The organism is Citrobacter sp. Ce104 (genome assembly GCF_030334595.1).
Classification (GTDB): Bacteria; Pseudomonadota; Gammaproteobacteria; order Enterobacterales; family Enterobacteriaceae; genus Citrobacter; species Citrobacter europaeus.
This window is the reverse complement of sequence record NZ_JAOWDP010000068.1, coordinates 575,683-600,737: the sequence shown is the minus strand read 5'-3', so window position 1 is coordinate 600,737 and position 25,055 is coordinate 575,683. Positions and strand designations below refer to the sequence as shown.

The 25,055-nt window shown below is 54.7% G+C and carries 25 protein-coding genes; 10 read left to right on the top strand and 15 right to left on the bottom strand.

Translation table 11 applies throughout. The features are described 5' to 3' along the window. The first annotated feature begins 3 nt into the window (after positions 1–3). The 8 genes from nudI to arnF all read left to right on the top strand — a co-directional run bounded on the left by nudI (position 4) and on the right by arnF (position 8,091). Positions 4–429, top strand: coding sequence for a nucleoside triphosphatase NudI (nudI, locus tag OGW16_RS21325; RefSeq protein WP_043017029.1), 426 nt, complete (start codon positions 4–6; stop codon positions 427–429). Between the two features lie 282 nt (positions 430–711). Beyond that, positions 712–1,851, top strand: coding sequence for a UDP-4-amino-4-deoxy-L-arabinose aminotransferase (arnB, locus tag OGW16_RS21320; protein WP_200007917.1), 1,140 nt, complete (start codon positions 712–714; stop codon positions 1,849–1,851). A 2-nt stretch (positions 1,852–1,853) separates the two neighbouring features. After that, positions 1,854–2,837, top strand: coding sequence for an undecaprenyl-phosphate 4-deoxy-4-formamido-L-arabinose transferase (gene arnC / locus OGW16_RS21315; protein WP_043017031.1), 984 nt, complete (start codon positions 1,854–1,856; stop codon positions 2,835–2,837). Next, positions 2,834–4,816: a bifunctional UDP-4-amino-4-deoxy-L-arabinose formyltransferase/UDP-glucuronic acid oxidase ArnA gene (gene arnA / locus OGW16_RS21310; protein WP_220771528.1), complete on the top strand. Its 1,983-nt coding sequence runs from the start codon at positions 2,834–2,836 to the stop codon at positions 4,814–4,816. Before arnC ends, arnA begins: the two co-directional genes overlap by 4 nt. Then, a complete protein-coding gene (gene arnD / locus OGW16_RS21305) occupies positions 4,813–5,715 on the top strand; it encodes a 4-deoxy-4-formamido-L-arabinose-phosphoundecaprenol deformylase (protein ID WP_075145885.1) in 903 nt (300 codons plus the stop codon). The genes arnA and arnD overlap by 4 nt, the downstream gene beginning before the upstream one ends. Continuing rightward, on the top strand, positions 5,712–7,370 hold the full coding sequence (arnT, locus tag OGW16_RS21300) for a lipid IV(A) 4-amino-4-deoxy-L-arabinosyltransferase (RefSeq protein WP_043017034.1): 1,659 nt from the start codon (positions 5,712–5,714) through the stop codon (positions 7,368–7,370). Before arnD ends, arnT begins: the two co-directional genes overlap by 4 nt. Next, positions 7,367–7,702 carry a 4-amino-4-deoxy-L-arabinose-phosphoundecaprenol flippase subunit ArnE gene (arnE, locus tag OGW16_RS21295; RefSeq protein WP_043017035.1) on the top strand — a complete coding sequence of 112 codons (336 nt, stop codon included), beginning with the start codon at positions 7,367–7,369 and terminating at the stop codon, positions 7,700–7,702. The genes arnT and arnE overlap by 4 nt, the downstream gene beginning before the upstream one ends. After that, complete coding sequence (gene arnF, locus OGW16_RS21290) at positions 7,702–8,091, top strand: 4-amino-4-deoxy-L-arabinose-phosphoundecaprenol flippase subunit ArnF (protein ID WP_043017036.1); 390 nt, start codon at positions 7,702–7,704, stop codon at positions 8,089–8,091. Before arnE ends, arnF begins: the two co-directional genes overlap by 1 nt. A 2-nt stretch (positions 8,092–8,093) precedes the next feature. Here the strand turns inward: arnF and pmrD are convergent, their stop codons facing one another. The 9 genes from pmrD to OGW16_RS21245 form a co-directional block, all read right to left on the bottom strand. Further along, a complete protein-coding gene (pmrD, locus tag OGW16_RS21285; RefSeq protein WP_043017037.1) occupies positions 8,094–8,357 on the bottom strand; it encodes a signal transduction protein PmrD in 264 nt (87 codons plus the stop codon). A gap of 95 nt (positions 8,358–8,452) precedes the next feature. Further along, positions 8,453–9,877: an o-succinylbenzoate--CoA ligase gene (menE, locus tag OGW16_RS21280; protein WP_286518790.1), complete on the bottom strand. Its 1,425-nt coding sequence runs from the start codon at positions 9,875–9,877 to the stop codon at positions 8,453–8,455. Further along, the gene (gene menC, locus OGW16_RS21275; protein ID WP_087051299.1) at positions 9,874–10,836 is read right to left on the bottom strand and encodes an o-succinylbenzoate synthase; all 963 of its coding nucleotides are present in this window, start codon (positions 10,834–10,836) and stop codon (positions 9,874–9,876) included. Before menC ends, menE begins: the two co-directional genes overlap by 4 nt. Continuing rightward, entirely contained in the window at positions 10,836–11,693 is an 858-nt protein-coding gene (gene menB / locus OGW16_RS21270; RefSeq protein ID WP_003027671.1) for a 1,4-dihydroxy-2-naphthoyl-CoA synthase, read from the bottom strand. Before menB ends, menC begins: the two co-directional genes overlap by 1 nt. A gap of 14 nt (positions 11,694–11,707) precedes the next feature. Beyond that, on the bottom strand, positions 11,708–12,466 hold the full coding sequence (gene menH, locus OGW16_RS21265; protein WP_043017041.1) for a 2-succinyl-6-hydroxy-2,4-cyclohexadiene-1-carboxylate synthase: 759 nt from the start codon (positions 12,464–12,466) through the stop codon (positions 11,708–11,710). Continuing rightward, complete coding sequence (gene menD, locus OGW16_RS21260; protein ID WP_043017042.1) at positions 12,463–14,133, bottom strand: 2-succinyl-5-enolpyruvyl-6-hydroxy-3-cyclohexene-1-carboxylic-acid synthase; 1,671 nt, start codon at positions 14,131–14,133, stop codon at positions 12,463–12,465. The genes menH and menD overlap by 4 nt, the downstream gene beginning before the upstream one ends. An 84-nt stretch (positions 14,134–14,217) precedes the next feature. Further along, entirely contained in the window at positions 14,218–15,516 is a 1,299-nt protein-coding gene (gene menF / locus OGW16_RS21255; protein WP_181634526.1) for an isochorismate synthase MenF, read from the bottom strand. 104 nt (positions 15,517–15,620) lie between these two features. After that, positions 15,621–15,926, bottom strand: coding sequence for a stress response protein ElaB (elaB, locus tag OGW16_RS21250; protein ID WP_003027683.1), 306 nt, complete (start codon positions 15,924–15,926; stop codon positions 15,621–15,623). Between the two features lie 63 nt (positions 15,927–15,989). Next, positions 15,990–16,451, bottom strand: a complete 462-nt coding sequence (locus OGW16_RS21245) for a GNAT family N-acetyltransferase (protein ID WP_043017044.1) — start codon at positions 16,449–16,451, stop codon at positions 15,990–15,992. A gap of 67 nt (positions 16,452–16,518) precedes the next feature. Between OGW16_RS21245 and rbn the strand changes: the two genes are divergently transcribed. Further along, entirely contained in the window at positions 16,519–17,436 is a 918-nt protein-coding gene (rbn, locus tag OGW16_RS21240; RefSeq protein WP_043017045.1) for a ribonuclease BN, read from the top strand. A 64-nt stretch (positions 17,437–17,500) separates the two neighbouring features. Continuing rightward, the gene (locus tag OGW16_RS21235; protein ID WP_043017046.1) at positions 17,501–18,505 is read left to right on the top strand and encodes a chemotaxis protein; all 1,005 of its coding nucleotides are present in this window, start codon (positions 17,501–17,503) and stop codon (positions 18,503–18,505) included. 58 nt (positions 18,506–18,563) lie between these two features. Here the strand turns inward: OGW16_RS21235 and nuoN are convergent, their stop codons facing one another. The 6 genes from nuoN to nuoI all read right to left on the bottom strand — a co-directional run bounded on the left by nuoN (position 18,564) and on the right by nuoI (position 25,053). Continuing rightward, a complete protein-coding gene (gene nuoN / locus OGW16_RS21230; RefSeq protein WP_003027689.1) occupies positions 18,564–20,021 on the bottom strand; it encodes an NADH-quinone oxidoreductase subunit NuoN in 1,458 nt (485 codons plus the stop codon). 6 nt (positions 20,022–20,027) lie between these two features. Further along, positions 20,028–21,557 carry an NADH-quinone oxidoreductase subunit M gene (nuoM, locus tag OGW16_RS21225; protein ID WP_003027692.1) on the bottom strand — a complete coding sequence of 510 codons (1,530 nt, stop codon included), beginning with the start codon at positions 21,555–21,557 and terminating at the stop codon, positions 20,028–20,030. 250 nt (positions 21,558–21,807) lie between these two features. After that, a complete protein-coding gene (nuoL, locus tag OGW16_RS21220) occupies positions 21,808–23,649 on the bottom strand; it encodes an NADH-quinone oxidoreductase subunit L (RefSeq protein WP_043017047.1) in 1,842 nt (613 codons plus the stop codon). Beyond that, the gene (nuoK, locus tag OGW16_RS21215) at positions 23,646–23,948 is read right to left on the bottom strand and encodes an NADH-quinone oxidoreductase subunit NuoK (protein ID WP_006683663.1); all 303 of its coding nucleotides are present in this window, start codon (positions 23,946–23,948) and stop codon (positions 23,646–23,648) included. Before nuoK ends, nuoL begins: the two co-directional genes overlap by 4 nt. Next, on the bottom strand, positions 23,945–24,499 hold the full coding sequence (nuoJ, locus tag OGW16_RS21210) for an NADH-quinone oxidoreductase subunit J (RefSeq protein WP_043017048.1): 555 nt from the start codon (positions 24,497–24,499) through the stop codon (positions 23,945–23,947). The genes nuoK and nuoJ overlap by 4 nt, the downstream gene beginning before the upstream one ends. 11 nt (positions 24,500–24,510) lie before the next feature. After that, on the bottom strand, positions 24,511–25,053 hold the full coding sequence (gene nuoI, locus OGW16_RS21205; protein ID WP_003028062.1) for an NADH-quinone oxidoreductase subunit NuoI: 543 nt from the start codon (positions 25,051–25,053) through the stop codon (positions 24,511–24,513). Between the last annotated feature and the right edge of the window lie 2 nt (positions 25,054–25,055).

Genomic DNA, 25,055 nt, shown 5'->3' with positions numbered 1-25,055 from the left:
CTTATGCGCCAAAGAACGATTGTTTGCCCATTAATTGAAAACGATGGCTGTTATTTGCTGTGCAAAATGGCTGACGACCGCGGTGTGTTTCCCGGTCAGTGGGCGCTGTCTGGCGGCGGTGTTGAACCAGGCGAACGCATCGAAGAAGCTCTGCGCCGGGAAGTGAGAGAAGAACTGGGTGAACAGTTGGTGTTATCAGAAATTACGCCATGGACCTTCAGTGACGATATTCGTACCAAAACTTATGCCGATGGCAGCCAGGAAGAGATTTATATGATTTATCTCATCTTCGATTGTGTGGCGGCGAATCGCGAAGTGAACATTAACGAAGAGTTCCAGGCATTCGCCTGGGTTAAAGCGGAAGATCTCCGCACCTACGACTTAAATATCGCCACGCGTAAAACGTTAACTTTGAAAGGGTTACTGTAAATCCCACAAGTTTAAACGTAATATAAACAATGTGCACAATAGCGGTATTGTTCTCAGCATTCAGCAACAGAGGTCATTACCGCCATGAAGACTAAAAACACTTTATATTCAAACAAATAAATCACCGCCCCCTCTTTTTATCTTTGAATTTCAAACCTTAAACTCTTAAGGATAAATTAACCTTCAGTCATTAACCTTTGAAGCCTGATTAAATAATTAACGCCCCCTGTTTATCACGAAAAATAAAACTTCGGTGGCGTTAAATGGCTTGAAGGAATAATGATGTCTGACTTTTTGCCTTTCTCTCGCCCGTCCATGGGCGCTGAAGAACTTGCCGCTGTGAAGACGGTTCTGGACTCTGGATGGATAACCACCGGCCCGAAAAACCAACAACTGGAAGAAGCATTCTGTCAGCTCACCGGAAATCAGCACGCCGTCGCCGTCTGCTCCGCTACGGCAGGGATGCACATCACGTTGATGGCGCTGGGCATAGGCGCAGGCGATGAGGTCATTACGCCGTCAATGACATGGGTTTCGACCCTCAACATGATTGTTTTGCTGGGTGCGGCGCCGGTCATGATCGACGTCGACCGCGATACGCTGATGGTCACGCCGGAGCAGATTGAAGCCGCTATCACCCCGCGTACCAAAGCCATTATTCCGGTACATTACGCAGGCGCCCCCGCCGACCTTGACGCAATTTATGCCATTGGCGAGCGCTACGGCATTCCGGTTATAGAAGATGCGGCTCACGCCGTAGGGACGTTGTATAAGGGTCGCCATGTCGGCGCGCGCGGCACGGCAATCTTCTCGTTTCACGCCATCAAAAATATCACCTGTGCAGAAGGTGGGCTAATCGTCACCGACGACAGTCAGCTTGCCCAGCGTCTTCGCAGCCTGAAGTTTCACGGTCTGGGCGTCGATGCATTTGATCGACAAACCTATGGCCGGGCGCCGCAGGCCGAAGTACTTACGCCAGGATACAAATACAACCTCACAGATATCAATGCCGCCATCGCGCTGGTACAGCTGAATAAGCTGGGACAACTGAATTCACGCCGGGCGCAAATTGTCCAGAAATATCAACAGGCGCTGGCCGATACCCCGTTTCAACCGCTGGGCCTGCCCCAGTGGTCGCACGTTCACGCCTGGCATCTGTACATCATTCGCGTTGACGAAGCGCGCTGTGGCCTGAGCAGAGATGCCCTGATGGAGGCGCTAAAGGCCAAAAATATCGGCACTGGTCTGCATTTTCGTGCGGCCCATACACAAAAATATTACCGCGAACGCTTCACTACCCTTTCGCTCCCAAATACTGAATGGAACAGCGCGCGCATCTGCTCGCTGCCGCTATTCCCCGACATGACCGAAGCGGACACCCAGCGGGTGATTACGGCACTTCGCGAGATTGCAGGACAATAACCATGTTTGAAGCAGCACCGATCAAAAAAGTCTCGGTGGTCATTCCCGTTTTTAATGAACAGGAAAGCCTGCCAGAGCTAATCAGACGTACCAGTGCCGCCTGCGAAAAATTGGGCAAAGACTATGAGATTCTACTAATCGATGACGGCAGCAGCGACAACTCCGCGCAGTTGATGATGGACGCGTCTCAGGCACCGAACAGCCATATTGTCTCTATTTTACTGAATCGAAATTACGGGCAACACTCGGCAATTATGGCCGGTTTCAGCCATGTCACCGGCGACTTGATCATCACGCTGGATGCCGATTTGCAAAACCCGCCGGAGGAGATCCCCCGACTGGTTGCCACCGCAGATGAAGGCTTCGATGTGGTGGGTACGGTACGTCAGAACCGCCAGGACAGCGTATTTCGTAAGACCGCCTCGCGCATGATCAACCATCTTATTCAGCGCACCACCGGTAAAGCGATGGGCGACTATGGTTGCATGCTACGCGCCTATCGCCGTCACATCGTCGATGCCATGCTGCATTGCCAGGAGCGCAGCACCTTTATCCCGATTCTGGCCAATATTTTTGCCCGTCGTGCCACCGAAATCCCGGTACATCATGCAGAGCGTGAATTTGGTGACTCTAAATACAGCTTCATGCGTCTGATCAACCTGATGTATGACCTGGTGACCTGTCTGACCACCACGCCGCTTCGTATGTTGAGCCTGTTGGGCAGCGTGATTGCCGCCACCGGCTTTACCTTATCCGTTGTGCTTGTTGTTCTGCGCCTGACGCTCGGCCCACAGTGGGCCGCGGAAGGGGTATTCATGCTGTTTGCCGTCCTGTTTACCTTTATCGGCGCACAGTTTATTGGCATGGGTTTACTCGGCGAATATATCGGTCGCATCTATAACGATGTCCGCGCCCGCCCCCGCTATTTTGTTCAACACGTTATTCGCCCACAAACCACACAGTCAAACGAGGAAAACCGCGCATGAAAACCGTCGTATTTGCCTATCACGATATGGGATGTCAGGGTGTCCAGGCTTTATTAGATGCAGGTTATGAAATCGCTGCAATTTTTACACACACCGACAACCCGGGTGAAAAAGCGTTTTTTGGATCTGTTTCCCGCCTGGCGGCCAGCGCTGGTATTCCGGTTTACGCCCCGGACGAGGTCAATCATCCCCTGTGGATTGAGCGCATTAGCCAACTGGCGCCAGATGTCATCTTCTCATTCTACTATCGTCATTTACTGAGTGATGAGATCCTCAGTCTTGCGCCTAAGGGGGCATTTAATCTGCACGGTTCGCTGCTGCCGAAATACCGTGGTCGCGCGCCTCTGAACTGGGTATTGGTTAATGGCGAAACCGAAACCGGCGTCACGCTTCACCGCATGGTCAAACGCGCGGATGCGGGTGCCATAGTTGCCCAGCAGCGCGTTGCTATTTCGCCGGAAGACGTGGCGTTAACGCTGCACCATAAATTATGCCAGGCTGCGCGTCAGTTGCTGGAACAAACGCTGCCTGCGATTAAAACGGGAGATTATGCAGAACGCCCCCAACAGGAAGCAGAAGCCACCAGCTTTGGTCGCCGTACGCCGGAAGATAGCCTCCTCGACTGGAACAAGCCTGCCGCAGAGCTGCATAACCAGGTTCGCGCCGTCAGCGATCCGTGGCCGGGCGCATTTAGCTACGTCGGCACGCAAAAGTTCACCGTCTGGACATCTCGGGTTTGCACAAACGATTTTGCGGCCCAACCGGGCACCGTCGTCTCCGTATCCCCTTTGCTGATCGCCTGTGCCGATGGCGCACTGGAGATTATTACCGGACAAGCTGGCGATGGTATTGCAATGCAGGGGTCACAACTGGCGCAGGTTCTGGGCCTGGTACCAGGTTCTCGTCTGAACAGCCAGTCAGTTACCGCCAGCAAACGTCGTACTCGTGTGCTAATCCTCGGCGTTAACGGCTTCATTGGTAACCATCTGACCGAACGCCTGCTGCAAGAAGATAATTATGAAGTATATGGACTCGATATTGGTAGCGACGCCATTGGGCGTTTTCTGCAACATCCGCGATTCCATTTCGTCGAAGGTGACATCAGCATTCACTCCGAATGGATTGAGTATCATGTGAAAAAATGCGACGTCGTGCTGCCGCTGGTGGCGATCGCAACGCCAATCGAATATACCCGCAACCCGCTGCGCGTGTTTGAGCTCGATTTCGAAGAGAACCTGAAAATCATTCGCTACTGCGTGAAATACCATAAGCGCATTATTTTCCCGTCAACCTCCGAAGTCTACGGCATGTGTACCGATAACGTCTTCGATGAGGACAGCTCGAATCTGATCGTCGGCCCGGTGAATAAACCGCGCTGGATCTACTCTGTTTCTAAGCAGTTGCTGGATCGCGTTATCTGGGCGTACGGCGAAAAAGAGGGATTACGCTTCACCCTGTTCCGCCCGTTTAACTGGATGGGGCCGCGTCTGGACAGCCTTAACGCCGCGCGTATCGGCAGCTCACGCGCCATCACCCAGTTGATCCTCAATCTGGTGGAAGGGTCACCGATCAAGCTGATTGAAGGCGGCAAGCAGAAACGCTGCTTTACCGACATTCGCGATGGTATCGAAGCCCTGTACCGCATCATTGAAAACGAAGGCGGACGCTGCGACGGCGAGATTATCAACATCGGTAACCCGGAGAACGAAGCGAGTATTCAGGAACTGGCAGAAATGCTGCTTTCCTGCTTTGAAAAACATCCATTGCGTAACCACTTCCCGCCGTTTGCCGGTTTCCGCGACGTCGAAAGCAGTACCTACTATGGTAAAGGTTATCAGGACGTTGAGCATCGTAAGCCCAATATTCGCAACGCAAAACGCTGCCTGAACTGGGAACCTGGCATTGAGATGCAGGAAACGGTAGAAGAGACGCTGGACTTCTTCTTACGCAGCGTGGATATCACGGAACACACATCATGACCAAAGTCGGCTTGCGCATTGATGTCGATACGTTCAGGGGGACGCGCGAAGGCGTGCCCCGCCTGCTGGAGACATTGAACCGACATCGCGTCCGGGCAAGTTTTTTCTTTAGCGTTGGACCTGACAACATGGGGCGCCATCTCTGGCGTCTTGTGAAACCACAATTTCTGTGGAAGATGCTGCGCTCAAACGCGGCATCACTCTACGGATGGGATATTTTGCTGGCGGGAACCGCATGGCCGGGTAAAGAAATCGGCCAGGCTAATGCGGCGATCATTGCACAAACCGCCCTGCTTCATGAAACCGGTTTGCATGCCTGGGATCACCATGCCTGGCAGGCGCGAAGCGGAAACTGGAATGATAAACAGTTAATTGATGATATTTCACGAGGCATATCCGCCCTTGAAGCCATCATCGGACAGCCTGTCACCTGTTCTGCGGTTGCCGGATGGCGTGCCGACAACCGCGTCATCCATGCCAAAGAAACGTTCCATCTGCGCTATAACAGCGACTGTCGGGGAACATCGTTATTCCGTCCTGTGCTGGCGTCCGGGAAAACAGGTACACCGCAAATTCCCGTCACGTTACCAACATGGGATGAAGTGGTTGGTCAGGAGGTCCAGGCGGTGGACTTCAACTCTTATATTCTCTCCCACATCCAGATGAGCAGAGGAACACCGGTGTACACCATTCATGCGGAAGTTGAAGGCATCGCCTTTCATCAGGACTTTGACGAGCTGCTTATTCGCGCCGCAGACATGGGGATCACATTTTGCCCGCTCGGCGAGCTGTTACCAGACGATATTAATACGCTGCCAACAGGACAGATCGTGCGTGGCAAAATTCCCGGCAGAGAGGGGTGGCTCGGCTGCCAACAACCGGTGAGTGTGACACAATGAAATCTGCTGCCCGCTACACTCTGGCGTTCATCGCTTTTATTGCGCTGTATTTTATTCTTCCCATCAACAGTCGCCTGCTCTGGCAGCCAGATGAGACGCGCTATGCCGAAATCAGCCGGGAGATGCTGACCTCTGGCGACTGGATCGTTCCTCACTTTTTAGGGCTGCGTTATTTTGAAAAACCGATTGCCGGATACTGGTTAAACAGCATCGGGCAATGGTTGTTTGGCGCCAATAATTTTGGCGTCAGAGCGGGGGCCATTTTTGCCACCTTGCTGACGGCGCTACTGGTAGCCTGGCTTGCCATGCGGTTATGGCAGGATAAGCGTACCGCCGTACTCTCATCAGTTATCTTTTTAACGTTTTTTTTGGTATACAGCATCGGCACCTACGCGGTACTTGATCCTATCATCGCGCTCTGGCTAATGGCGGGCATGTGTTGTTTTTGGCAGGGGATGCAGGCCACCACCAGAACGCGCAAAATGACTGCCTTTTTGCTGTTAGGGTTAACCTGCGGCATGGGCGTAATGACCAAGGGTTTCCTGGCGCTTGCCGTTCCGGTGCTCAGCGTACTGCCGTGGGTTTTCGCACAAAAGCGCTGGAAAGATCTCATACACTACGGTCTGCTGGCGGTCGTCGGCTGCGTCGTGATTGTGCTGCCGTGGGGAATAGCGATTGCCCGGCGTGAGCCGGATTTCTGGCATTATTTCTTCTGGGTCGAACACATTCAACGCTTCGCGCAGGATGATGCTCAACACAAGGCTCCAGTCTGGTACTACATCCCGATATTTGTAGCGGGCGCATTACCGTGGCTCGGGCTGCTTCCCGGCGCACTGCGTACGGGCTGGCGTGAGCGAGATGTTCCGCGCAGCACACTGTACCTGCTAAGCTGGATTATCATGCCAATCCTTTTTTTCAGCATCGCGAAAGGAAAATTGCCAACCTATATTCTTTCCTGCTTCGCGCCGCTGGCGATATTGATGGCGCGTTTCGGCCTACAGGCCGCGGAAAAAGGCTCAGCCGCGCTGCGCGTCAATGGCTGGATCAACGTTCTGTTCGGTGTGACCGGGATTGTCGCCACGTTTATTGTTTCCACGCTGGGCCCGTTAAAGACGCCGGTCTGGTCGCATATAGAAACGTATAAGGTGTTTTGTGCGTGGGGTATTTTTATCGTCTGGACGCTGTTCGGCTGGTATACGCTAAATAACCGCGAGAAGAACTGGCCATTCGCAGCGCTGTGCCCATTGGGACTGGCACTGTTGTTTGGCTTTTCCATTCCTGACCGGGTGATGGAATCTAAACAGCCACAGTTTTTTGTCGAGATGACCAAAGAGTCGCTGGACTCGAGCCGTTATATTCTCACCGATAGCGTTGGCGTCGCCGCGGGGCTGGCCTGGAGCCTGAAGCGTGACGACATCATGATGTACGGACAAACGGGCGAGTTAAAATATGGCCTTAACTACCCGGATGCCCAGGGGCGTTTTGTCAGTCGGGAAGACTTTGCCGACTGGTTAGCGCAACATCGTCAGCAAGGAAACATTACGCTCGTGCTCTCGATTGATAAGGATGAAGATATTAATCAACTTGCCATCCCTCCCGCTGATTACATTGATAATCAGGGGCGCTTGGTCCTGATTCAGTATCGACCCAAATGATCTGGATAGCCTTAGTTCTCGCCAGCATGCTCAGCGTCTGCGGCCAGTTATGCCAGAAGCAGGCGACCCGACCGGTGTCCGCACGAGCGCGAAAACGTCATATTTCGCAATGGATTGGGCTTGCTCTGGCAAGTCTCGGTTTGGCCATGCTGCTCTGGCTCGCGGTACTGCAGAACATTCCTGTCGGCATCGCCTACCCCATGCTGAGTCTTAACTTTGTCTGGGTGACGCTGGCCGCATGGAAAATCTGGCGTGAACCCGTCACCACGCGCCACTGGCTGGGGGTTGGGCTCATCATCACCGGCATCTTTATTCTTGGGAGTGCGGTGTAATGGGCATATTTTGGGGATTATGTAGCGTTATTATCACCTCCGCCGCCCAGTTGAGTCTCGGCTTCGCGATGGATAATCTGCCGCCAATGCTGCGGCCGCAGGAATTCATCACAGCCGTATTTTCTCTTAGCATCGGGGCGTTTGCTCTGTATGCCGGGCTGGCCGGCTATTTACTGTCGGTTATTTGTTGGCATAAAGCCCTGCACCAGCTCGCACTGAGCAAAGCTTATGCTCTGCTCAGCCTGAGCTATGTGCTGGTGTGGGTTGCATCCATGATTCTGCCCGGCTGGCAGGGAACATTTTCATTGAAGGCACTTGCCGGAGTGCTGTGCATCATGGCGGGGCTAATGACGATTTTTCTGCCTTCACATCAGCGCCAGCAGCCCTGAGACTATTTATCTTCGGACAGTCGTAACACGCGTTCCCATTCGTCGCAAATATACTGTCTGGCATCAATTATCTTAATCATCCGGGATAAATCGCGATTAATACAATACTGCGCGTCTTTTAAGGGAGAAAGGAGATCTCCGGGCTTAACCCGCTCAGAAGATTGCGCCTCGGCAAGCATCTTTAACGAACCGCCGCTATCACAAAGCACAACATAGAGCCTCCTTGCTTTTTTGTGACAGCAAGTCTTCTTCACATGCCATTCCATAGCGCACCTTTTGCTAATGAATTTCACACAAGGTTACACATTAGCAGATAAACAAAAGGACAATGGCTACGCAACGGCGAAAGTGAGAAATGTAATTACTGTTTTCTTAATGTTAACAATGAAGCAGTTACCCAATCCGACAGCGCGCGGCGAGAGATTTTAATCCCTCCAGCTTTGAGTTCGGGAGGCAACATCAACCAACACACCGGTTGTTGAAAGCGAGCCAGCTTATCTTTAACCCACTCTGCCAGATTGGTTTCTCCAGCGTTGGCGTCATACTCAATGACCGCCACCGGGCGATGCCCAAACTCCTGGTCTTCTATCGGCACAATAAAGGCTTGCAGAACATGCGGATGCGCTGCAATTACGCGTTCCACCTCTTCCGGCTGAATGCCTTCCCCGCCGCTAAAGAACAGATTGTCCATACGACCGACAATGGTCAACTTGCCGTCCTTCAACACGCCGCGATCGCGGGTCGCAAACCAGCCTTCCGCGTTCACTAAGGGAATAAGCTTACCGTTACGCCAGTAACCTTGCGCCATGCTGGCGGCACGCAGCCAGATTTCATCATCAACGATTCTGACTTCTCTGCCTACCAGCGGGGAACCCACATCCGCCAGACCATCCGCCTCTTTCGCGCAGACCGTAGAAGCAAACTCCGTCAAACCGTAACCGCACCAGCAGCGAATCCCCTGCTCGCGCGCCTGTTCCGTTAATTCAACAGGAATTGCCGCACCGCCCAGCAGTACCGCTTTGAGCGTGACCGGCCTGTTGTTGACCAGCAAGCGCCACAACTGCGTAGGCACCAGCGAAGCGTGGGTGCACCCAGCCAACATGTGCTCAAGCGGCTGCTTGTCGCGCACGGTCATTCGCGCCCCGGCAAACAACCAGCGCCACAATATGCCCTGACCGGAAACATGAAACAGCGGCAGTGAGAGTAGCCAGTCATCTTCAGCGCCAAACGGCATTAACGACAGCACGCCCTGCGCGCTCGCCAGATGCGCCTGACAGGTATGCACCGCCGCCTTCGGCAATCCGGTAGAACCAGAGGTTAACGTCATCGTGCTCAAACGTTCGGGTAACCACGCGGCGGCATGCGTGCCTGGCACTACCTGCATCTGCAACGGACTGAGCCCTGAAAGTGCGTTAGCGGCTTCCAGATCGAGCGCAAAACGCAGCGTTAAGTCCGGGACCAGCGCATCTAGCAGCGGCTGGGGCAACTGTGGATTCACAGGTAAAACCCGCGCCCCACATTGCAGCAATGCCAGCCAGGCCAGCAAAGCCCGCGGATGGTTCCAGGCACGAAGCAGGACACCATCGCCTTCTTCCACGCCCTGAGCGGCAAAACCGCAGGCCAGATGGTCAACGCGCGTGCAGAGCTCGCTCCAGTTTAATACCTCATCGTTGAGGCGCAGGGCTGGCGCCTTCGCACACACTTGTCGCCAGTGGCGCCACGGCCAGTCACCCGGTTGTATCAGGCCCGATAAGCTCACGCTATCGGGCATGTCCTGCTGGGTCATAGCAGACGTTCCAGCGCTTCAACGTCAATACACGGCAACGCGCTACCCGGCCAGGTGCGTACCTGCTGGCACTGCATCAGACTCAGGGTATCCAGACCTGGAATGGTCTGCGGCGTCAGCCAGGCGGCAATTCGCGCCAGCTGAGTTAAGCCCAGGCTCGACTCAATCGACGAGCTAATAACAGCGGTGAGACCAAGCGCATGCGCCGCTGCCACCTGTTCGCGTACTTTATCGAGACTGCCCGTCAGCGTAGGTTTGATAACCACAGCCTTGACGCCCTCTTCGGCTTCGAAGGTGAAATCCGCTTCACGCAGACTTTCATCCCAGGCGATGGCAATACCAGTTTCACGCGCAAAAGCACGGGAGTCATCGCGGGTTTTGCACGGTTCTTCGAGGAAAGCGATGCGGCCGCGATACTCCGGATTAACGTATTTTGCAAACTGCTGGGCTTTCAACGGCGTCCAGGCTCGGTTGGCGTCAAGACGCAAATGCAGCTCTGGGATAGCCTCAAGCAGCAGGTTGGCTACCATACCGTCGCGAACCGCTTCATACAGTCCGACCTTGATCTTCGCCACTTTTTCACCTGGCATATCCGCCAGTTGCAGTACCAGATCGTCAGGATCGCCCGTACACAGCGGTGCAGCACGGTAATCTGCGTCCTGTGGCAATGCGCCGGCCAGTTCGGCCAACGCACAGCTTGCGCCAAAGGCGACCGAAGGCAGTTGCGGTAAAGAGGCATCGCCTTGCAGCCAGCCTTTGACCCAGACCAGCAGTTCGGTTTGCGCCTCTTCCCAGCTTTCCTGACTAAAGCCCGGCAGTGGGGAGATCTCTCCCCACCCTTCGCGCTCGCCGTCACGAAGACAAACGTACAGCCCGTCACGCGTTTTTAACCGCCTGTCGCGCAGAATCACCCCCGCGTCCATGGGGATCTGCCAGCGGTATACCTGCGCGCTACGCATTACGGATTCCGTTTGAATTTGCTGAAATCAGGCTGACGTTTCTGGTTAAAGGCGTTACGACCTTCCTGACCTTCTTCCGTCATGTAGAACAGCATAGTGGCGTTACCCGCCAGCTCCTGCAGACCAGCCTGACCATCGCAGTCAGCGTTCAGCGCGGCTTTCAGGCAGCGCAGCGCCATTGGGCTGTTTTGCAGCATTTCGCGACACCAGCGTACGGTCTCTTTTTCCAGATCGGCCAGCGGAACCACGGTGTTTACCAGGCCCATATCCAGCGCTTGTTTTGCATCGTACTGACGGCACAGGAACCAGATTTCACGCGCTTTTTTCTGACCGACGATGCGCGCCATGTAGGAAGCGCCCCAACCGCCGTCGAAAGAACCGACTTTCGGACCGGTCTGACCAAAGATGGCGTTTTCAGCCGCAATGGTCAGGTCGCACATCATATGCAGCACATGCCCGCCGCCGATGGAAAAACCGGCAACCATCGCCACTACCGGTTTCGGACAGGTACGAATCTGGCGCTGGAAGTCCAGTACGTTCAGGTGATGCACACCGGAATCATCCTGGTATCCGCCGTAGTCGCCACGCACTTTCTGATCACCACCTGCGCAAAACGCTTTGTCGCCCGCACCAGTCAGAATAATCACGCCGATGTTGTCATCATAGCGGGCGTCCGCCAGCGCCTGGATCATCTCTTTCACGGTAACCGGACGGAAGGCATTGCGTACCTGCGGACGATTAATGGTGATTTTTGCGATACCGTCGGTGGATTTCTCATAAAGAATATCGGTGTAGCCTTCAGAGCAATCGTGCCATTCTACCGGTGCGTAAAGCATTGTTTCATCAGGATAGATCATAAAATGTCCTATAGTCAGCGACGCAGAATCTGAGCCAGACAGTCCACCACGCCAGCGGGATTATCCCGATGCGCGTTGTGTCCGGCATTACGAATCACATGGTTTGGTACTGATATTTCCGCCGCTAAAGCGCGGAATTTATCGTCACGTTCACCACATAAATAATAAAACGGAAATGTGCGCGTATGGAGTTGCGCACGTAAATCAGGTTGTACGGCAAGCGAGGTTGCCTCAAGCATTGCCGCCAGCGTATGCCCATTATTCTGGCTACGCAGAGCGACCAGCGCCTCTCTTTGCGCCGCATTCAGCGAGGAAAAAACCGGTTGTTGGTACCAGTCATTAAACACCTCGCGCAGCGGCTCAGCGCGAAAACGCGCAGCCCAGCGACCATCCGAGAGACGACGCTGCACACGCGCCTCCTCGCTTTGCAAGCCAGGATGTCCACCTTCAACCACCAGACCACACAGTCCCGGCATCTCCTGACAGGCTGCCATCATCGCGACTCTGCCGCCAAGAGAGTATCCTACCAGCCAGTAGTTAAGTATGTTGTAACTAAGAAGAGTATTATGCAGCAAAGCGTTTACGTCATCGAATCCGCTCACGCTAATGTCTGCGGACCCGCCGTGTCCTGGCAGGTCGATGTACAGCCGCGAATAATTCTGAAACGCTTCGCCAACCGTCTGCCATTCGCGATAATCGCCGGAAAAACCGTGCAGGAAAACCAGCCAGGGAAATCCTGGCTGGCCCTCGTTTGCCTGCGCGTGCAGGATCATAGATGGCTTACCTGCGCCAGCAGTTGCTGCAGGGTTTGCGCCCCGTCAGTTTCATTTACCACCAGCTCAATCACCGTTGCCGCCGGAGTACGCCAGGCGTTATTCAACGCGCTCTCCAGTTGCTCCCAGTTTTCCGGACGCTGGTATTTAAGGTCAAACATGGCGGCAGCATGCTCAAAATGCACGTTCTGCGGCATCAGGTAGAACCGTTCGCGTTCGCTTGCCGGCGTCGGCAGCAGGGAGAAGATCTGCCCGCCGTTATTGTTGACCACTATCAGGACAAACGGCGCGGATACCTGGCGCAATAACGCCAGGGCATTGAGGTCATACAACGCAGATAAATCGCCGACGATAGCCAGCGTCGATTTTGCGCTGGCGCGCTGTACGCCTGCAGCCGTTGACAACAGACCGTCGATACCGCTCGCGCCGCGGTTGCTATAGACCGGGAAACCCGCCGGAAGCTGTGACAGCGCATCAATCAGACGCACCACCAGGCTGTTGCCCACGAACAGTTGTCCCTGCTCCGGCAGGTATTCGCGGATACGGTGGGCTAATTGCGCTTCACCAAACGCGTCGCGGCGGGCTTCTACCGCCTGCCAGGCCAGCTGCGCCAGGCGTGGGATTTCTACGCACCAGGGCTGACGTTTCTCCGCCGGATGCAGCTCCAGCCAGTCGCCAACCTTTGCTACCAACCTGCGCCCACGATGATGAGCCGGATCGAGGCGGCCTTCGAGATTATCGACAATCCAGTATTCCTGCGGATCACAGCTGGCCTGCCATTGCAGGAGTCGTTTTCCAGTCAGGCTACTGCCAAGCTGCACCACAATCTGCGCCTGCTGTAATTCAGTTACCGCTTTCGCATTCCCGAGCCACAGGTCGGCGCACGGCAACGGCTGTCCGGTTTGCGACAGAACATCGCCAATCAACGGCCAGCCTAGCATCTGCGCCCATTGCGCAACCTTCTTGCCCTCTTCGGCACTCATGCGACCTGCAATCACGACGCCGCGTTTTTGTCGCCAGAAAAACCAGTCACGCTGTTTGTCACTTTCCAGCCGACGCGCTTCACGCAGCCAGGGTTTATCGTCCTGCCACCAGTCGCCAAGGCGCTGCTGCCAGGCAATCCCCGTTTCGTCCATATCGCCATACAGCGGTTCCGCAAACGGACAATTAATATGAACCGCCCCGCTATGCAGCGCGGCTAAGGCGTTATCAATGGTGGACACCAGCCAGCTCGCCGGGATGTCCTGGGTCGGACGCGGTAAGGAGAGCGTTTGCGATGGATGCGAGGCAAACATTCCGGCCTGACGAATCGCCTGGTTAGCGCCGCAGTCGATAAGTTCAGGCGGTCGGTCAGCGGTAAGTAAAATCAGTTTTTCACCGGTCAGGCCCGCTTCGATCAACGCGGGATACAAATTCGCCACCGCCGTACCGGACGTCACAATCACGGCGACAGGCTGCCGGCTGACTTTTGCCAGACCTAAAGCCAGATGCCCAAGACCGCGCTCATCAAAATGAGTATGGTGGATAAAAGCCGGGTTTTCCGCTGCCGCCAGCGTCAACGGTGTAGAACGAGAGCCAGGGGCAATGCAGACATGCCTGACGCCGTGGCGAGTGAGTGCTTCCAGAATGACCGCCGCCCAGCGTCGGTTAAATGCGCTTACTGACATGAGATTGTCCGGTATCAATATTGCGACACAGTATAAAGAATCGAATAAATGGATTTTTGATATGAGTCGGTAATATACAACTCATTACCCTTCCATCTGTAATAAAGTGCGCAGTCCTGCCGCTTTATTGTCTATTTCTTGCCATTCCTGCTCAGGATCTGAACCGCGAACGATCCCTGCCCCGGCATACAGGCGCACCACGTTTGCGCTAATTTTCGCCGAACGTAATGACACGCAAAACTCGCTTTGGCGCAGAGAAAGGTAACCCGCAGAACCGGCATACCATTCGCGTTCAAAGGGTTCATTATGTTGGATAAATTCACGCGCCAGCTCACGCGGAATGCCTGCGACTGCCGCCGTAGGCTGAAGCTGCATCAGGCAAAGCGTATCGTCGGCCTGATTCAGTTCCGTCCAGATACAGCGACGCAGGTGCTGCACTTTACGCAGTCTGAGCACCTGCGGCGGCAGCACGTCAAGCGTTTGCGTACAGCCCTGCAAGCGCTGGCAAATATCTTCGACCACCAGCATATTCTCGCGCTGGTTTTTATCATCTTTCATTAGCCATTCACCCAACTGCCATGCCCGATGATCCTCAGGGTGATTGGCAACGGTTCCGGCCAGCGCCTCGGTGCGCAGCGCCGTGTCACGCCGTCGATACAGACGTTCAGGGGAAGAGCCAAGAAACGCGCACTCTGCAGAGAATGCCATAAAGAAATGGTAGCAGTTCAGGTTCAAGCGACGGCTGGAGGCCATCACGGCCGCGGCATTAACCGACTGAGAAAACTGTAAGTCGGTCGCCCGCGCCAGCACCACCTTCTCAAGCGCTTCCGCATTGATTGTTTGCGTGGCGAGTTTTATCAGATCTGTCCAGCCTGCTTTATCCGGCCAGTTCTGTTCTCCCGTCAAATGCAGGCGCAATGCGGGTAGCGGCTTTACGTTGGCGAGCGATGTGATAAACGCCATCGCCTGCGCGGCGTCTTCACGCAGCGACACGTCGCTATAGAGATATAAGCGTAAGCTCGCCGCCCCGGCGCAACGTCGCCACTCCAGCCGTGGTAATAACAAATTACCGCGCAGGGGCTCAAAGGCATTCAGGCCCCAGATACGCAGGTCGGGATGATTATCATGCTGGCGTAAAAAGTGCTGAGCTGATTCCAGCGAGGAAAATGCGGCGACAGCGCCCAGAACGGCGGCTTCTTCGTCGCCGTTACGCTGCTGCCAGTAAAACTGGGGCCAGACGGGTTGACTGGCCAGCCATCCTAAAGCATCAAACGCATCATTCAGTGGGAAAGGTATATCGTAAATACGAATTCCAGGTGCTGCCGGTATCTCTTGCGACAAATGACGCATCAGACTTTCCAGCGCAGTAGTGATTGAATGCACGCGGACCTCTCCCTGTTAAAAACCTCACATTATACGGGGTACTGAGCAGAAAAAGCAGTACCCCCAGTTAGGGAGTACGTACAAATGCGCTGACGGAATGGAATTTATCGCCGTGCTAACAATAATCCCATCACTAAACCGACCGTGGCACCAACGCCAATTCCGCGCCAGGGTTTTTCATGCACATAGTCATCGGCCCGGCAAACGGCTTTTTTCGCGCGGTAATAGTAGCTGTCAGAGGCGTGGCTGACGCGATTTCTCACCTCTTCTAACGCCCGCTCTGCCCGCGCTTTTAACTCAAGGTATTTTTGATCGGCTGGATCGCCGGAAGAACGCAGCACCTCCTCCAGCGTTTCACTCAACAATTCCAGATCATCATCGATGCGTGATTCATAAGAATGAAAAGACATTTTATTCTCCCTTTCTATTGACGTACCCGCTAACTATAGACAATCAGGCGTGTTTGCGCCTGTTTATGCCTGATGCGCTTCTCGCGCCATGCCGATGTGCGGAATACCGTCTTCGTCATAGATATCCGTGACCGGAACAAAACCAAAGCGCGCATAGAACGATTGCAGATGGGCCTGCGCCCCCAGATACAGCGCCTTATGCGGCCAGTGCTGGGTACAGGATGCCAGCGTTTGGGTCATCAGTTGCTGCCCCAGTTTTTCACCACGCAGCGCTTCGCTTACAATCACCCGGCCAATGACCACCGGCTCCAGCTCGTCATCGCTTTTCAGAATCCTCGCATACGCCACCAGCTCATCGTTATGCCAGCCCAGAATGTGCCGGTTTTCCCCAACCAGGTCATCACCATCCACATCCTGATACGGACACTGTTGTTCAACAACAAACACCGCACAGCGAAGCTGAAGAATGGCGTACAGCTGCTGGGTATTGAGCTTTGCATGGTGGAGATCTTGCCAGTGGATCATTGTCTGCCCCTTTGTTGTGATAACCTGAACACCCTGCCTTGTTGATGGCGAAAAGTGTAACGCGAAGATGGAATTACTATTTTTAGGCACGTCTGCGGGTGTCCCCACGCGCTCCCGCAATGTAACGGCAATTTTACTGAATCTGCAACACCCGACTCAGGCGGGGCTGTGGCTTTTTGATTGTGGTGAAGGAACGCAGCATCAGTTGCTGACCACGCCGTTTAACCCAGGAAAACTCGATCGTATTTTTATCAGTCATCTGCACGGCGATCACCTGTTTGGTTTACCGGGGCTGCTGTGCAGTCGTTCGATGGCCGGCAATGTCCAGCCGCTGACGCTATACGGCCCGAAGGGGTTGCGAGAGTTTACCGAAACCGCTTTGCGCTTAAGCGGCTCGTGGACCGATTATCCGCTGGATATTGTAGAAATCACAGCAGGTGAGATTGTCGATGACGGCCTGCGTAAAGTAACGGCGTACCCGCTGGCGCACCCGCTGGAGTGCTACGGTTTTCGTATTGAAGAGCACGACAAACCAGGGGCGCTCGACGCCAGCGCCCTGAAGGCGGCAGGCGTTAAATCGGGCCCGTGGTTTCAGGATTTGAAAGCCGGGAAAACCATCGTACTGGAAGATGGTCGCGCGATTAACGGCGCCGAATTTCTCGCTCCGGCCACCAGGGGAAAATCTGTGGCTATTTTCGGCGACACAGGCCCCTGCGCGTCCGCCATTGAACTGGCACGAGGTGTGGATGTAATGGTGCATGAAACCACGCTGGACTCCTCAATGGAGGAAAAAGCCAACAGCCGCGGGCACAGCTCGACCCGACAAGCCGCAAAGCTGGCGCTTGAGGCCGGAGTGGGACGCCTGATCATGACCCACGTTAGCTCACGCTACGATGAAAAAGGCTGTCAGCGGTTACTCGAAGAGTGCAAAGCAATATTTCCAGACACGGAACTGGCTCACGATTTCGCCATTTTCACCGTTTAATGCTCCATTTTTCCGCCTCAGTGCCGATAACAGTGGAAAGGCTGGCTTTCACACTGAGGACAGGATGAACAATTTCCAGAAAGATATTGATGACAGGACAAACCTAACCCTGTCTAACCGTTTTGAACTGCTGCTGTTTCGCCTTGGCAAATCTGTTGAGGAGCAGAAATCAGAGCTGTTTGGCATCAACGTATTCAAGCTGCGTGAAATCGTACCGATGCCGACCTTTACGCGTCCGGCAGGTATGAAGGCCCCGCTGCTGGGTATGGTTAACATTCGCGATCAGGTGATCCCTGTGATTGACCTGCCCGCCGTCGCGGGCTGTAAGCCAGAGACCGGGCTTAACATCCTGTTGATCACGGAGTATGCCCGCAGCGTCCAGGCATTTGCGGTGGAATCAGTGGAAAACATTATGCGTCTGGACTGGCAACAGGTGCATACCGCTGAGAAAGCCGTCAATGGTCGCTATATTACCAGTATCGCCTGTCTGGACGATAACAAAGAGACCAATAACCTGGCGCTGGTGCTCGACGTCGAACAGATTCTGTACGACATTGTACCGTCGAACCATGACCTGCGCGCAACGAACCTGAAAACCAATAAATTCAACATTACGCCGGGTGCGGTGGCGATTGTGGCAGATGATTCCAAAGTGGCCCGCGCGATGCTGGAAAAAGGGCTTACCGCCATGGAGATCCCGCACCTGATGCATGTGACGGGCCAGGATGCGTGGGAGAAGATCCAGCAGTTATCTGAGGAAGCTGAAGCGGAAGGTAAGCCAATCAGCGAGAAAATAGCCCTGGTGCTCACCGATCTGGAAATGCCGGAGATGGACGGTTTTACGCTTACCCGTAAGATAAAAACCGACGAACGCCTGAAGAAAATCCCGGTCGTTATCCACTCTTCACTTTCCGGTAGCGCCAACGAAGATCACGTTCGCCGAGTAAAAGCGGATGGCTACGTGGCCAAATTCGAAGTCAATGAGCTTTCTTCGGTGATCCAGGAAGTGATGGATCGCACAGCGAAAGGCATCAGCGGTCCGCTGGTGAGCCGTCAGCTATTGAACTGACCGTATTGCACGCATAAAAAAACCCGCCTTGGCGGGTTTTTTCGTTTCTGCATTTCGATTACATCAGCGGAGTCGCTAACTGCACAATGCTGATCAGCGGTTGCGGGTAGATACCCAGCACCAGTACCAGCAGAGCTGAAATCAGCACCACGATACCGCCCGCGCTGTACTGCCAGTTGGACGGCGCATCGCGGTTCAACTGCTGCGGTGCGCTCAGGTACAAGCTTACGGCAACGCGCAGGTAGTAGTACAAACCAATCGCAGAACCTACCACCACAGCGGCAACCAGCCACCACAGGTTAGCCTGCACACCGACAGCCAGTACGTAGAACTTACCGATAAAGCCCAGCGTCATCGGAATACCCGCCAGAGACAGCATCATCACCGTCATCACCGCCGCGAGGATCGGACGATGCCAGAACAGACCACGGTAGGAGAACAGAGAGTCTGCATCCGGACCGCGGTACGGGCTGGACATCAGGCTGACCACACCGAACGCGCCGAGGCTGCTAAACAGGTAACCGGCCAGATAAACGCCAACCGCTTCCATCGACATTTCGCCGCTCTGCAGGGCAATCAGCGCCACCAGCAGGTAACCGAGGTGAGAGATAGAAGAGTAACCAAGCAGACGCTTGATGTTGGTCTGGCTCAGCGCCATCAGGTTACCAAAGATGATGGAAGCAAAGGCGATCACGCCCAGCACGATACGTACCGCTTCGCTATCACCTACCGGTGCGTACAGGAACAGACGCATCACCACGCCGAAGATAGCGATTTTGCTCGCCGTCGCCAGGAAGGTGGAAACCGGAGCCGGAGCGCCCTGGTATACGTCTGGCGTCCACAGGTGGAATGGAACCAGCGAGAGTTTAAAGCCGAGGCCAACAATCATCAGACCGAAGCCCGCCAGCAGCAGCGGTTCGTGTAGCATGCCATCGCCAAGGCTCTTACCGAGTGCGACAAATGACAGGTTGCCAGACTGCGCGTACACCAGCGCCATACCGAACAGCAGGAAAGAAGACGCTGCGGCAGACAGAATGGTGTATTTGATACTGGCTTCAAGCGAACGTTTCTGACGGAACGCATAGCCAACCAGACCAAACAGCGGCAGAGAGATAAGCTCAATACCAAGGAACAGCGCCGCCAGATGGTTAGCGTTAGCCAGCAGAATACCGCCGAGCGCGGCAATCAGCACCAGCAGATAGAACTCTTCCCGGTTGTCGTCGTAGCCTTCCAGCCACGGGTAAGCGAAGGTACAGGTGGCAAGACTCGCCAGCAGCACCAGCCCGGTGTAGAGCATAGCGAAACCGTCAACCCGCATCAGCGGGGTGACGTCCATGGCGCCCGCCTGGCCAACAAACCAGAGCGAAACCAGCGCGGCGTTAAGCCCAATGACCGACAACGTGGCATTGAGGAAGTGATTGCGTCGCCACGCAATGGAGAGCATCACAACCACCACCGTCAAGCCGACGATCAGCAGCGGTAGCAGCGCAATCAGGTGTTGTGGAGTTATTGTCATGGCGATTTACGGCCTTGTAGTAGTAACGGAATTAACAAACCACTGCTGGATGTTGCTCATCGCAGAATGCGAGGTATCCAGAATCGGCTGCGGATAGAAGCCAAGCAGTACCAGAAGCACAACCAGCAACAGGATGATAAACAGCTCACGCAGCGACATCCCTGGCAGTTCAACACTGGCAATCTGGCTCTTCGCCTTACCAAAGTAAGCGCGATGCAGCATCGCCAGCGAGTAAACAGAGGCAAACACCAGACCAAAGGTCGAGATCACGGTAATGACCGGAACCACCTGGTAGCTGCCGAACAGAATCATAAATTCGCCAACGAAGTTACCTGTACCCGGCATACCCAGCGTACACACTGCGAAGAACATTGACAGCGCAGGCAACCATTTCATTTTGCCCCACAGGCCGCCCATCATACGCATATCACGCGTGTGCAGACGTTCGTACAGCTGACCACACAGGATGAACAGACCGGCTGCAGACAGACCGTGCGCGATCATCTGAATAACCGCACCCTGGTAAGCCAGCTGGCTGCCGGTGTAGATAGCAATCAGTACGAAGCCCATGTGCGATACGGAGGTGTAGGCAATCAGACGTTTGATGTCGTACTGATTAAAGGCCATCCACGCGCCGTAGAAGATGCCGATTACGCCAAGCCACATTGCGATAGGCGCAAACTCCGCCGACGCGTTCGGGAACAGCGGCAGGGAGAAGCGCAGCAGACCGTAGGCTGCGGTTTTCAGCAAAATCCCCGCCAGGTCAACGGAACCTGCGGTCGGTGCCTGAGAGTGCGCATCCGGCAACCAGCCGTGCAGCGGAACCACCGGCATTTTCACCGCGAAGGCGATGAAGAAGCCCAGCATCAGCAGGTATTCCACGCCGTGGGACATCGGGGTATTCAGCAGCTCTTCATAGTTGAAGGTCCACACGCCGGTCGCTTTGTAGTGCACAAACACCAGCGCCAGGATGGCAATCAACATCACCAGACCACTGGCCTGGGTATAAATGAAGAACTTGGTTGCCGCCGTGATACGCGTTTTACCGTCAGAGGCTTTATGCCCCCAAAGTGCTATCAGGAAGTACATCGGCACCAGCATCATTTCCCAGAAGAAGAAGAACAGGAACATGTCGATGGCAAGGAATACGCCGATTACGCCGCCTAAGATCCACATCAGGTTCAGGTGGAAGAAGCCCTGGTATTTTTCGATTTCATTCCAGGAGCAAAGGACCGCCAGAACACCGAGCAGACCGGTCAGGACTACCATTAGCAGCGACAAGCCGTCGATGGCTAAATGGATAGAGATGCCAAAACGTGGGATCCACGGCAGGACAAACTCAGACTGCCACTGCGGAATACCCGCGGATTGCGTCAGTGAATAGCCGCCCTGCAACCACAGTTGCAGGCCTAGCGCCAGCGTCAGTCCCATGGTAATCAGCGCTATCCAACGCGGCACCTTCACGCCAAAGCGTTCGGTCTGCCAGCACAGGAAGCCACCGATGAAAGGGATTAATATCAACCAAGGTAATAACATGGTGATCTTTGTTCCTTGTTTAAGTCCCGTTCAGGCTATCTCACTCGTCATAGCGAACCCCGGCTGTGCTCGCAACCCTTACGTACTTCAGTACGCTCCGGTTGCTGTGCGCAGGCGGTGTCCACTCTGACTTCGCCGATAACGCCTGTCCTTTTGGACCTGATTTTCAACGAATTTTAAAAATTCTCTTTGGGTTTGTAGGCCGGATAAGCGAAGCGCCATCCGGCAATCGTTCATCCAGCCAACAAACTCAACGCAGTACCATCAACAGTGCCAGCACAACGACAGCGCCGATGCTCATTGAGGCCACATACCAGCGCAGATAACCGTTCTCGCTTAACAGCAGGCCTTTACCTGCAAAGCGGGAAAGGATGGCCGGAATGTTCATCATTGAGTTCAGCGGATCGCGTTTCAGCAACCAGGCAACGCCCAGGAACGGCTTGACGAACACTTTGTCGTACAGCCAGTCGAAGCCCCAGGCGTTATACCACCAGGTCCCCAGCAGACGACCTGGCGCACTGTTGGCAATCGATGTCACCAGCGTGCGTTTGCCCAGCCACAGCCATGCTGCGATCAGGATGCCCGCAATCGCTACGATACCGGAGGTAATTTCCAGCGTCATGACGCGACCATGTTCAAGCTCGGTCGTCGCAGGCAGTACCCCCTGCAGAGGTGGCACAATCAGCGCGCCAACGAAGGTGGACAGGATCATCAGCACAATCAGCGGCAGATGATGGGTAATCCCCTTCCCTGCGTGAGCGTGAATTTGTTCTTTACCGTGGAACACGATGAAAATCATACGGAAGGTATACAGAGAGGTCATGAACGCACCGACCAGACCTGCAACCATCAGATTGATATGACCGTTCGCCATCGCACCGGCCAGAATCTCATCCTTACTGAAGAAGCCTGCGGTAATCAGCGGCAGAGCCGACAGCGCCGCGCCACCAATCAGGAAGCAGAGATACACCAGCGGAATAGACTTACGCAGGCCGCCCATCTTGAAGATGTTCTGTTCGTGGTGACAAGCCAGGATAACCGAGCCGGATGCCAGGAACAGCAGCGCTTTAAAGAAGGCGTGCGTCATCAGGTGGAAAATCGCCGCATCCCACGCCTGAACACCCAGCGCCAGGAACATATAACCAATCTGGCTCATGGTGGAGTAAGCAAGAACGCGCTTAATGTCGGTCTGTACCAGCGCGGCGAAACCCGCCAGCACAAGCGTGATAGCACCGATAATTCCCACCAGATGCAGAATTTCCGGGGTCATCAGGAACAGGCCGTGCGTACGTGCAATCAGGTAGACACCGGCGGTAACCATCGTTGCGGCGTGGATCAGCGCGGAGACAGGCGTCGGGCCGGCCATCGCGTCAGCAAGCCAGGTCTGCAACGGCAGCTGCGCGGATTTACCCACCGCACCGCCCAGCAGCATCAGGGTTGCCCACATCAGCATGTTGTTACCCGCTTCGAAGTGCGCAGGCGCCAGTTCGACCATTTCGCGGAAGTTCAGCGTGCCCAGCTCGTTATAGAGGATGAACAGCGCGAAGGCGAGGAACACGTCACCGACACGGGTTACCACGAAGGCTTTCATTGCCGCAGCGCCATTCTTCGGATCGGTGTAATAGAAACCGATCAGCAGATAGGAGCACAGGCCCACGCCTTCCCAGCCGAGGTACATCAGCAGCAGGTTGTCCGCCAGTACCAGAACTACCATGCTGGCGATAAACAGGTTGGTGTAGGCGAAGAAACGAGAGTATCCCTCTTCACCGCGCATATACCAGGAGGCGAACATGTGGATCAGGAAACCGACGCCGGTCACCACGCTGAGCATGGTCAGCGACAGGCCGTCCAGCACCAGGTTAAAACCGATGTTGAAGTCACCAACGGACATCCACGTCCACAGCGGCTGGCTGTAGGCCTGTTGGCCATTGGCAAAGAAGTCAACGCCAACAAACGCCGTCACCAGCGCCGCCAGGCCAATCGACCCGACGCCCACGGTAGCGGACAGATTTTCTGACCAACGACCGCGAGAGAACGCCAGTAATACAAAGCCAATAAATGGCAGAATAATGGTTAAGGCAAGCATGTTCATCCACGCATCTCACTTACTGAATCGATGTTCAGGTTCTGGCGACGGCGATGAAGTTGCAGCAACAGCGCAAGTCCAATGCTCGCTTCCGCAGCCGCAAGGCTGATGGCGAGAATATACATCACCTGACCATCGGTCTGGCCCCAGTAGCTTCCGGCGACCACAAAGGCCAGCGCGGAGGCGTTAATCATGATTTCCAACCCGATCAGCATAAACAGCAGATTGCGGCGGATAACCAGACCGGTTAAACCCAGTACGAATAAGACAGCCGCGAGGATCAGTCCATGTTGTAAGGGGATCATGCGTGCTCCTCCGTTTTTCTTTTCGCGCGGTCATCGGCGCGGTTGCTCAGCACTTCACCTGAACGCTCTTCGCGTCCAACGTGGAAGGCCACAACCAGACCCGCCAGCAGCAGCATCGAAGCCAGTTCGACCGCCAGTACATACGGACCAAACAGGGAAATACCGACTGCTTTCGCGCTGATTGGCGTACCGTCAATGCCCTGATCGTTAACGCCCAGAATGGCGTACACAATGACCACCAGCATGATGGCCGACAGAATCGCCGGACCAATCCACACCTGCGGTTTCAGCCACTGGCGTTCCTGTTCAATTTCAGAACCACCGAGGTTGAGCATCATTACCACGAACACGAACAGCACCATGATGGCGCCCGCGTAGACGATAATTTCCAGCGCACCGGCGAAGTAAGCGCCTAACGAGAAGAACACCCCGGAAATCGCCAACAGCGAAATAATCAGATACAGCAACGCGTGTACCGGATTGGTGTGGGTGATCACCCGCAAGGTTGCGAGAATGGCTATCAGGCCACAGATATAAAAAGCGAACTCCATTGCCCCTCTCCTTACGGTAACAGGCTCTTGACGTCGATAGGCTTGGCTTCGTTCTCTGCTTCGCCCTTATCTTTGCCGTCGATTGCCATACCTGCCATCCGGTAGAAGTTATATTCCGGGTATTTGCCCGGACCGGAGATCAGCAGATCCTCTTTCTCGTAAACCAGGTCCTGGCGCTTGTACTCACCCAGCTCGAAATCTGGAGTCAGCTGAATAGCCGTTGTCGGACAGGCTTCTTCGCACAGGCCGCAGAAAATGCAGCGTGAGAAGTTAATGCGGAAAAACTCCGGATACCAGCGGCCATCTTTGGTCTCTGCTTTTTGCAAAGAGATACAGCCTACCGGACACGCTACCGCACACAGGTTACAGGCAACGCAGCGCTCTTCACCGTCCGGATCGCGGGTCAGAACGATACGACCACGAAAACGGGGCGGTAGATAGACCGGCTCTTCCGGGTACATCTGCGTTTCGCGTTTCGCGAACGCATGCAGGCCGATCATCCAGATACTGCGTACCTGGGTGCCGAAACCTACGAACAATTCTTTTAAGGTCATGG

Coding starts and splice junctions, on each gene's coding strand:
- arnE (WP_043017035.1), top strand. CDS start 7,367: ATGATCTGGATAGCCTTAGTTCTCGCCAGCATGCTCAGCGTCTGCGGC.
- nuoM (WP_003027692.1), bottom strand. CDS start 21,557: ATGTTATTACCTTGGTTGATATTAATCCCTTTCATCGGTGGCTTCCTG.
- arnA (WP_220771528.1), top strand. CDS start 2,834: ATGAAAACCGTCGTATTTGCCTATCACGATATGGGATGTCAGGGTGTC.
- arnF (WP_043017036.1), top strand. CDS start 7,702: ATGGGCATATTTTGGGGATTATGTAGCGTTATTATCACCTCCGCCGCC.
- menB (WP_003027671.1), bottom strand. CDS start 11,693: ATGATCTATCCTGATGAAACAATGCTTTACGCACCGGTAGAATGGCAC.
- nuoL (WP_043017047.1), bottom strand. CDS start 23,649: ATGAACATGCTTGCCTTAACCATTATTCTGCCATTTATTGGCTTTGTA.
- arnT (WP_043017034.1), top strand. CDS start 5,712: ATGAAATCTGCTGCCCGCTACACTCTGGCGTTCATCGCTTTTATTGCG.
- OGW16_RS21235 (WP_043017046.1), top strand. CDS start 17,501: ATGAACAATTTCCAGAAAGATATTGATGACAGGACAAACCTAACCCTG.
- elaB (WP_003027683.1), bottom strand. CDS start 15,926: ATGTCTTTTCATTCTTATGAATCACGCATCGATGATGATCTGGAATTG.
- menD (WP_043017042.1), bottom strand. CDS start 14,133: ATGTCAGTAAGCGCATTTAACCGACGCTGGGCGGCGGTCATTCTGGAA.
- rbn (WP_043017045.1), top strand. CDS start 16,519: ATGGAATTACTATTTTTAGGCACGTCTGCGGGTGTCCCCACGCGCTCC.
- arnB (WP_200007917.1), top strand. CDS start 712: ATGTCTGACTTTTTGCCTTTCTCTCGCCCGTCCATGGGCGCTGAAGAA.
- nuoI (WP_003028062.1), bottom strand. CDS start 25,053: ATGACCTTAAAAGAATTGTTCGTAGGTTTCGGCACCCAGGTACGCAGT.
- menH (WP_043017041.1), bottom strand. CDS start 12,466: ATGATCCTGCACGCGCAGGCAAACGAGGGCCAGCCAGGATTTCCCTGG.
- menC (WP_087051299.1), bottom strand. CDS start 10,836: ATGCGTAGCGCGCAGGTATACCGCTGGCAGATCCCCATGGACGCGGGG.
- menE (WP_286518790.1), bottom strand. CDS start 9,877: ATGACCCAGCAGGACATGCCCGATAGCGTGAGCTTATCGGGCCTGATA.
- pmrD (WP_043017037.1), bottom strand. CDS start 8,357: ATGGAATGGCATGTGAAGAAGACTTGCTGTCACAAAAAAGCAAGGAGG.
- arnD (WP_075145885.1), top strand. CDS start 4,813: ATGACCAAAGTCGGCTTGCGCATTGATGTCGATACGTTCAGGGGGACG.
- nudI (WP_043017029.1), top strand. CDS start 4: ATGCGCCAAAGAACGATTGTTTGCCCATTAATTGAAAACGATGGCTGT.
- OGW16_RS21245 (WP_043017044.1), bottom strand. CDS start 16,451: ATGATCCACTGGCAAGATCTCCACCATGCAAAGCTCAATACCCAGCAG.
- nuoJ (WP_043017048.1), bottom strand. CDS start 24,499: ATGGAGTTCGCTTTTTATATCTGTGGCCTGATAGCCATTCTCGCAACC.
- nuoN (WP_003027689.1), bottom strand. CDS start 20,021: ATGACAATAACTCCACAACACCTGATTGCGCTGCTACCGCTGCTGATC.
- nuoK (WP_006683663.1), bottom strand. CDS start 23,948: ATGATCCCCTTACAACATGGACTGATCCTCGCGGCTGTCTTATTCGTA.
- arnC (WP_043017031.1), top strand. CDS start 1,854: ATGTTTGAAGCAGCACCGATCAAAAAAGTCTCGGTGGTCATTCCCGTT.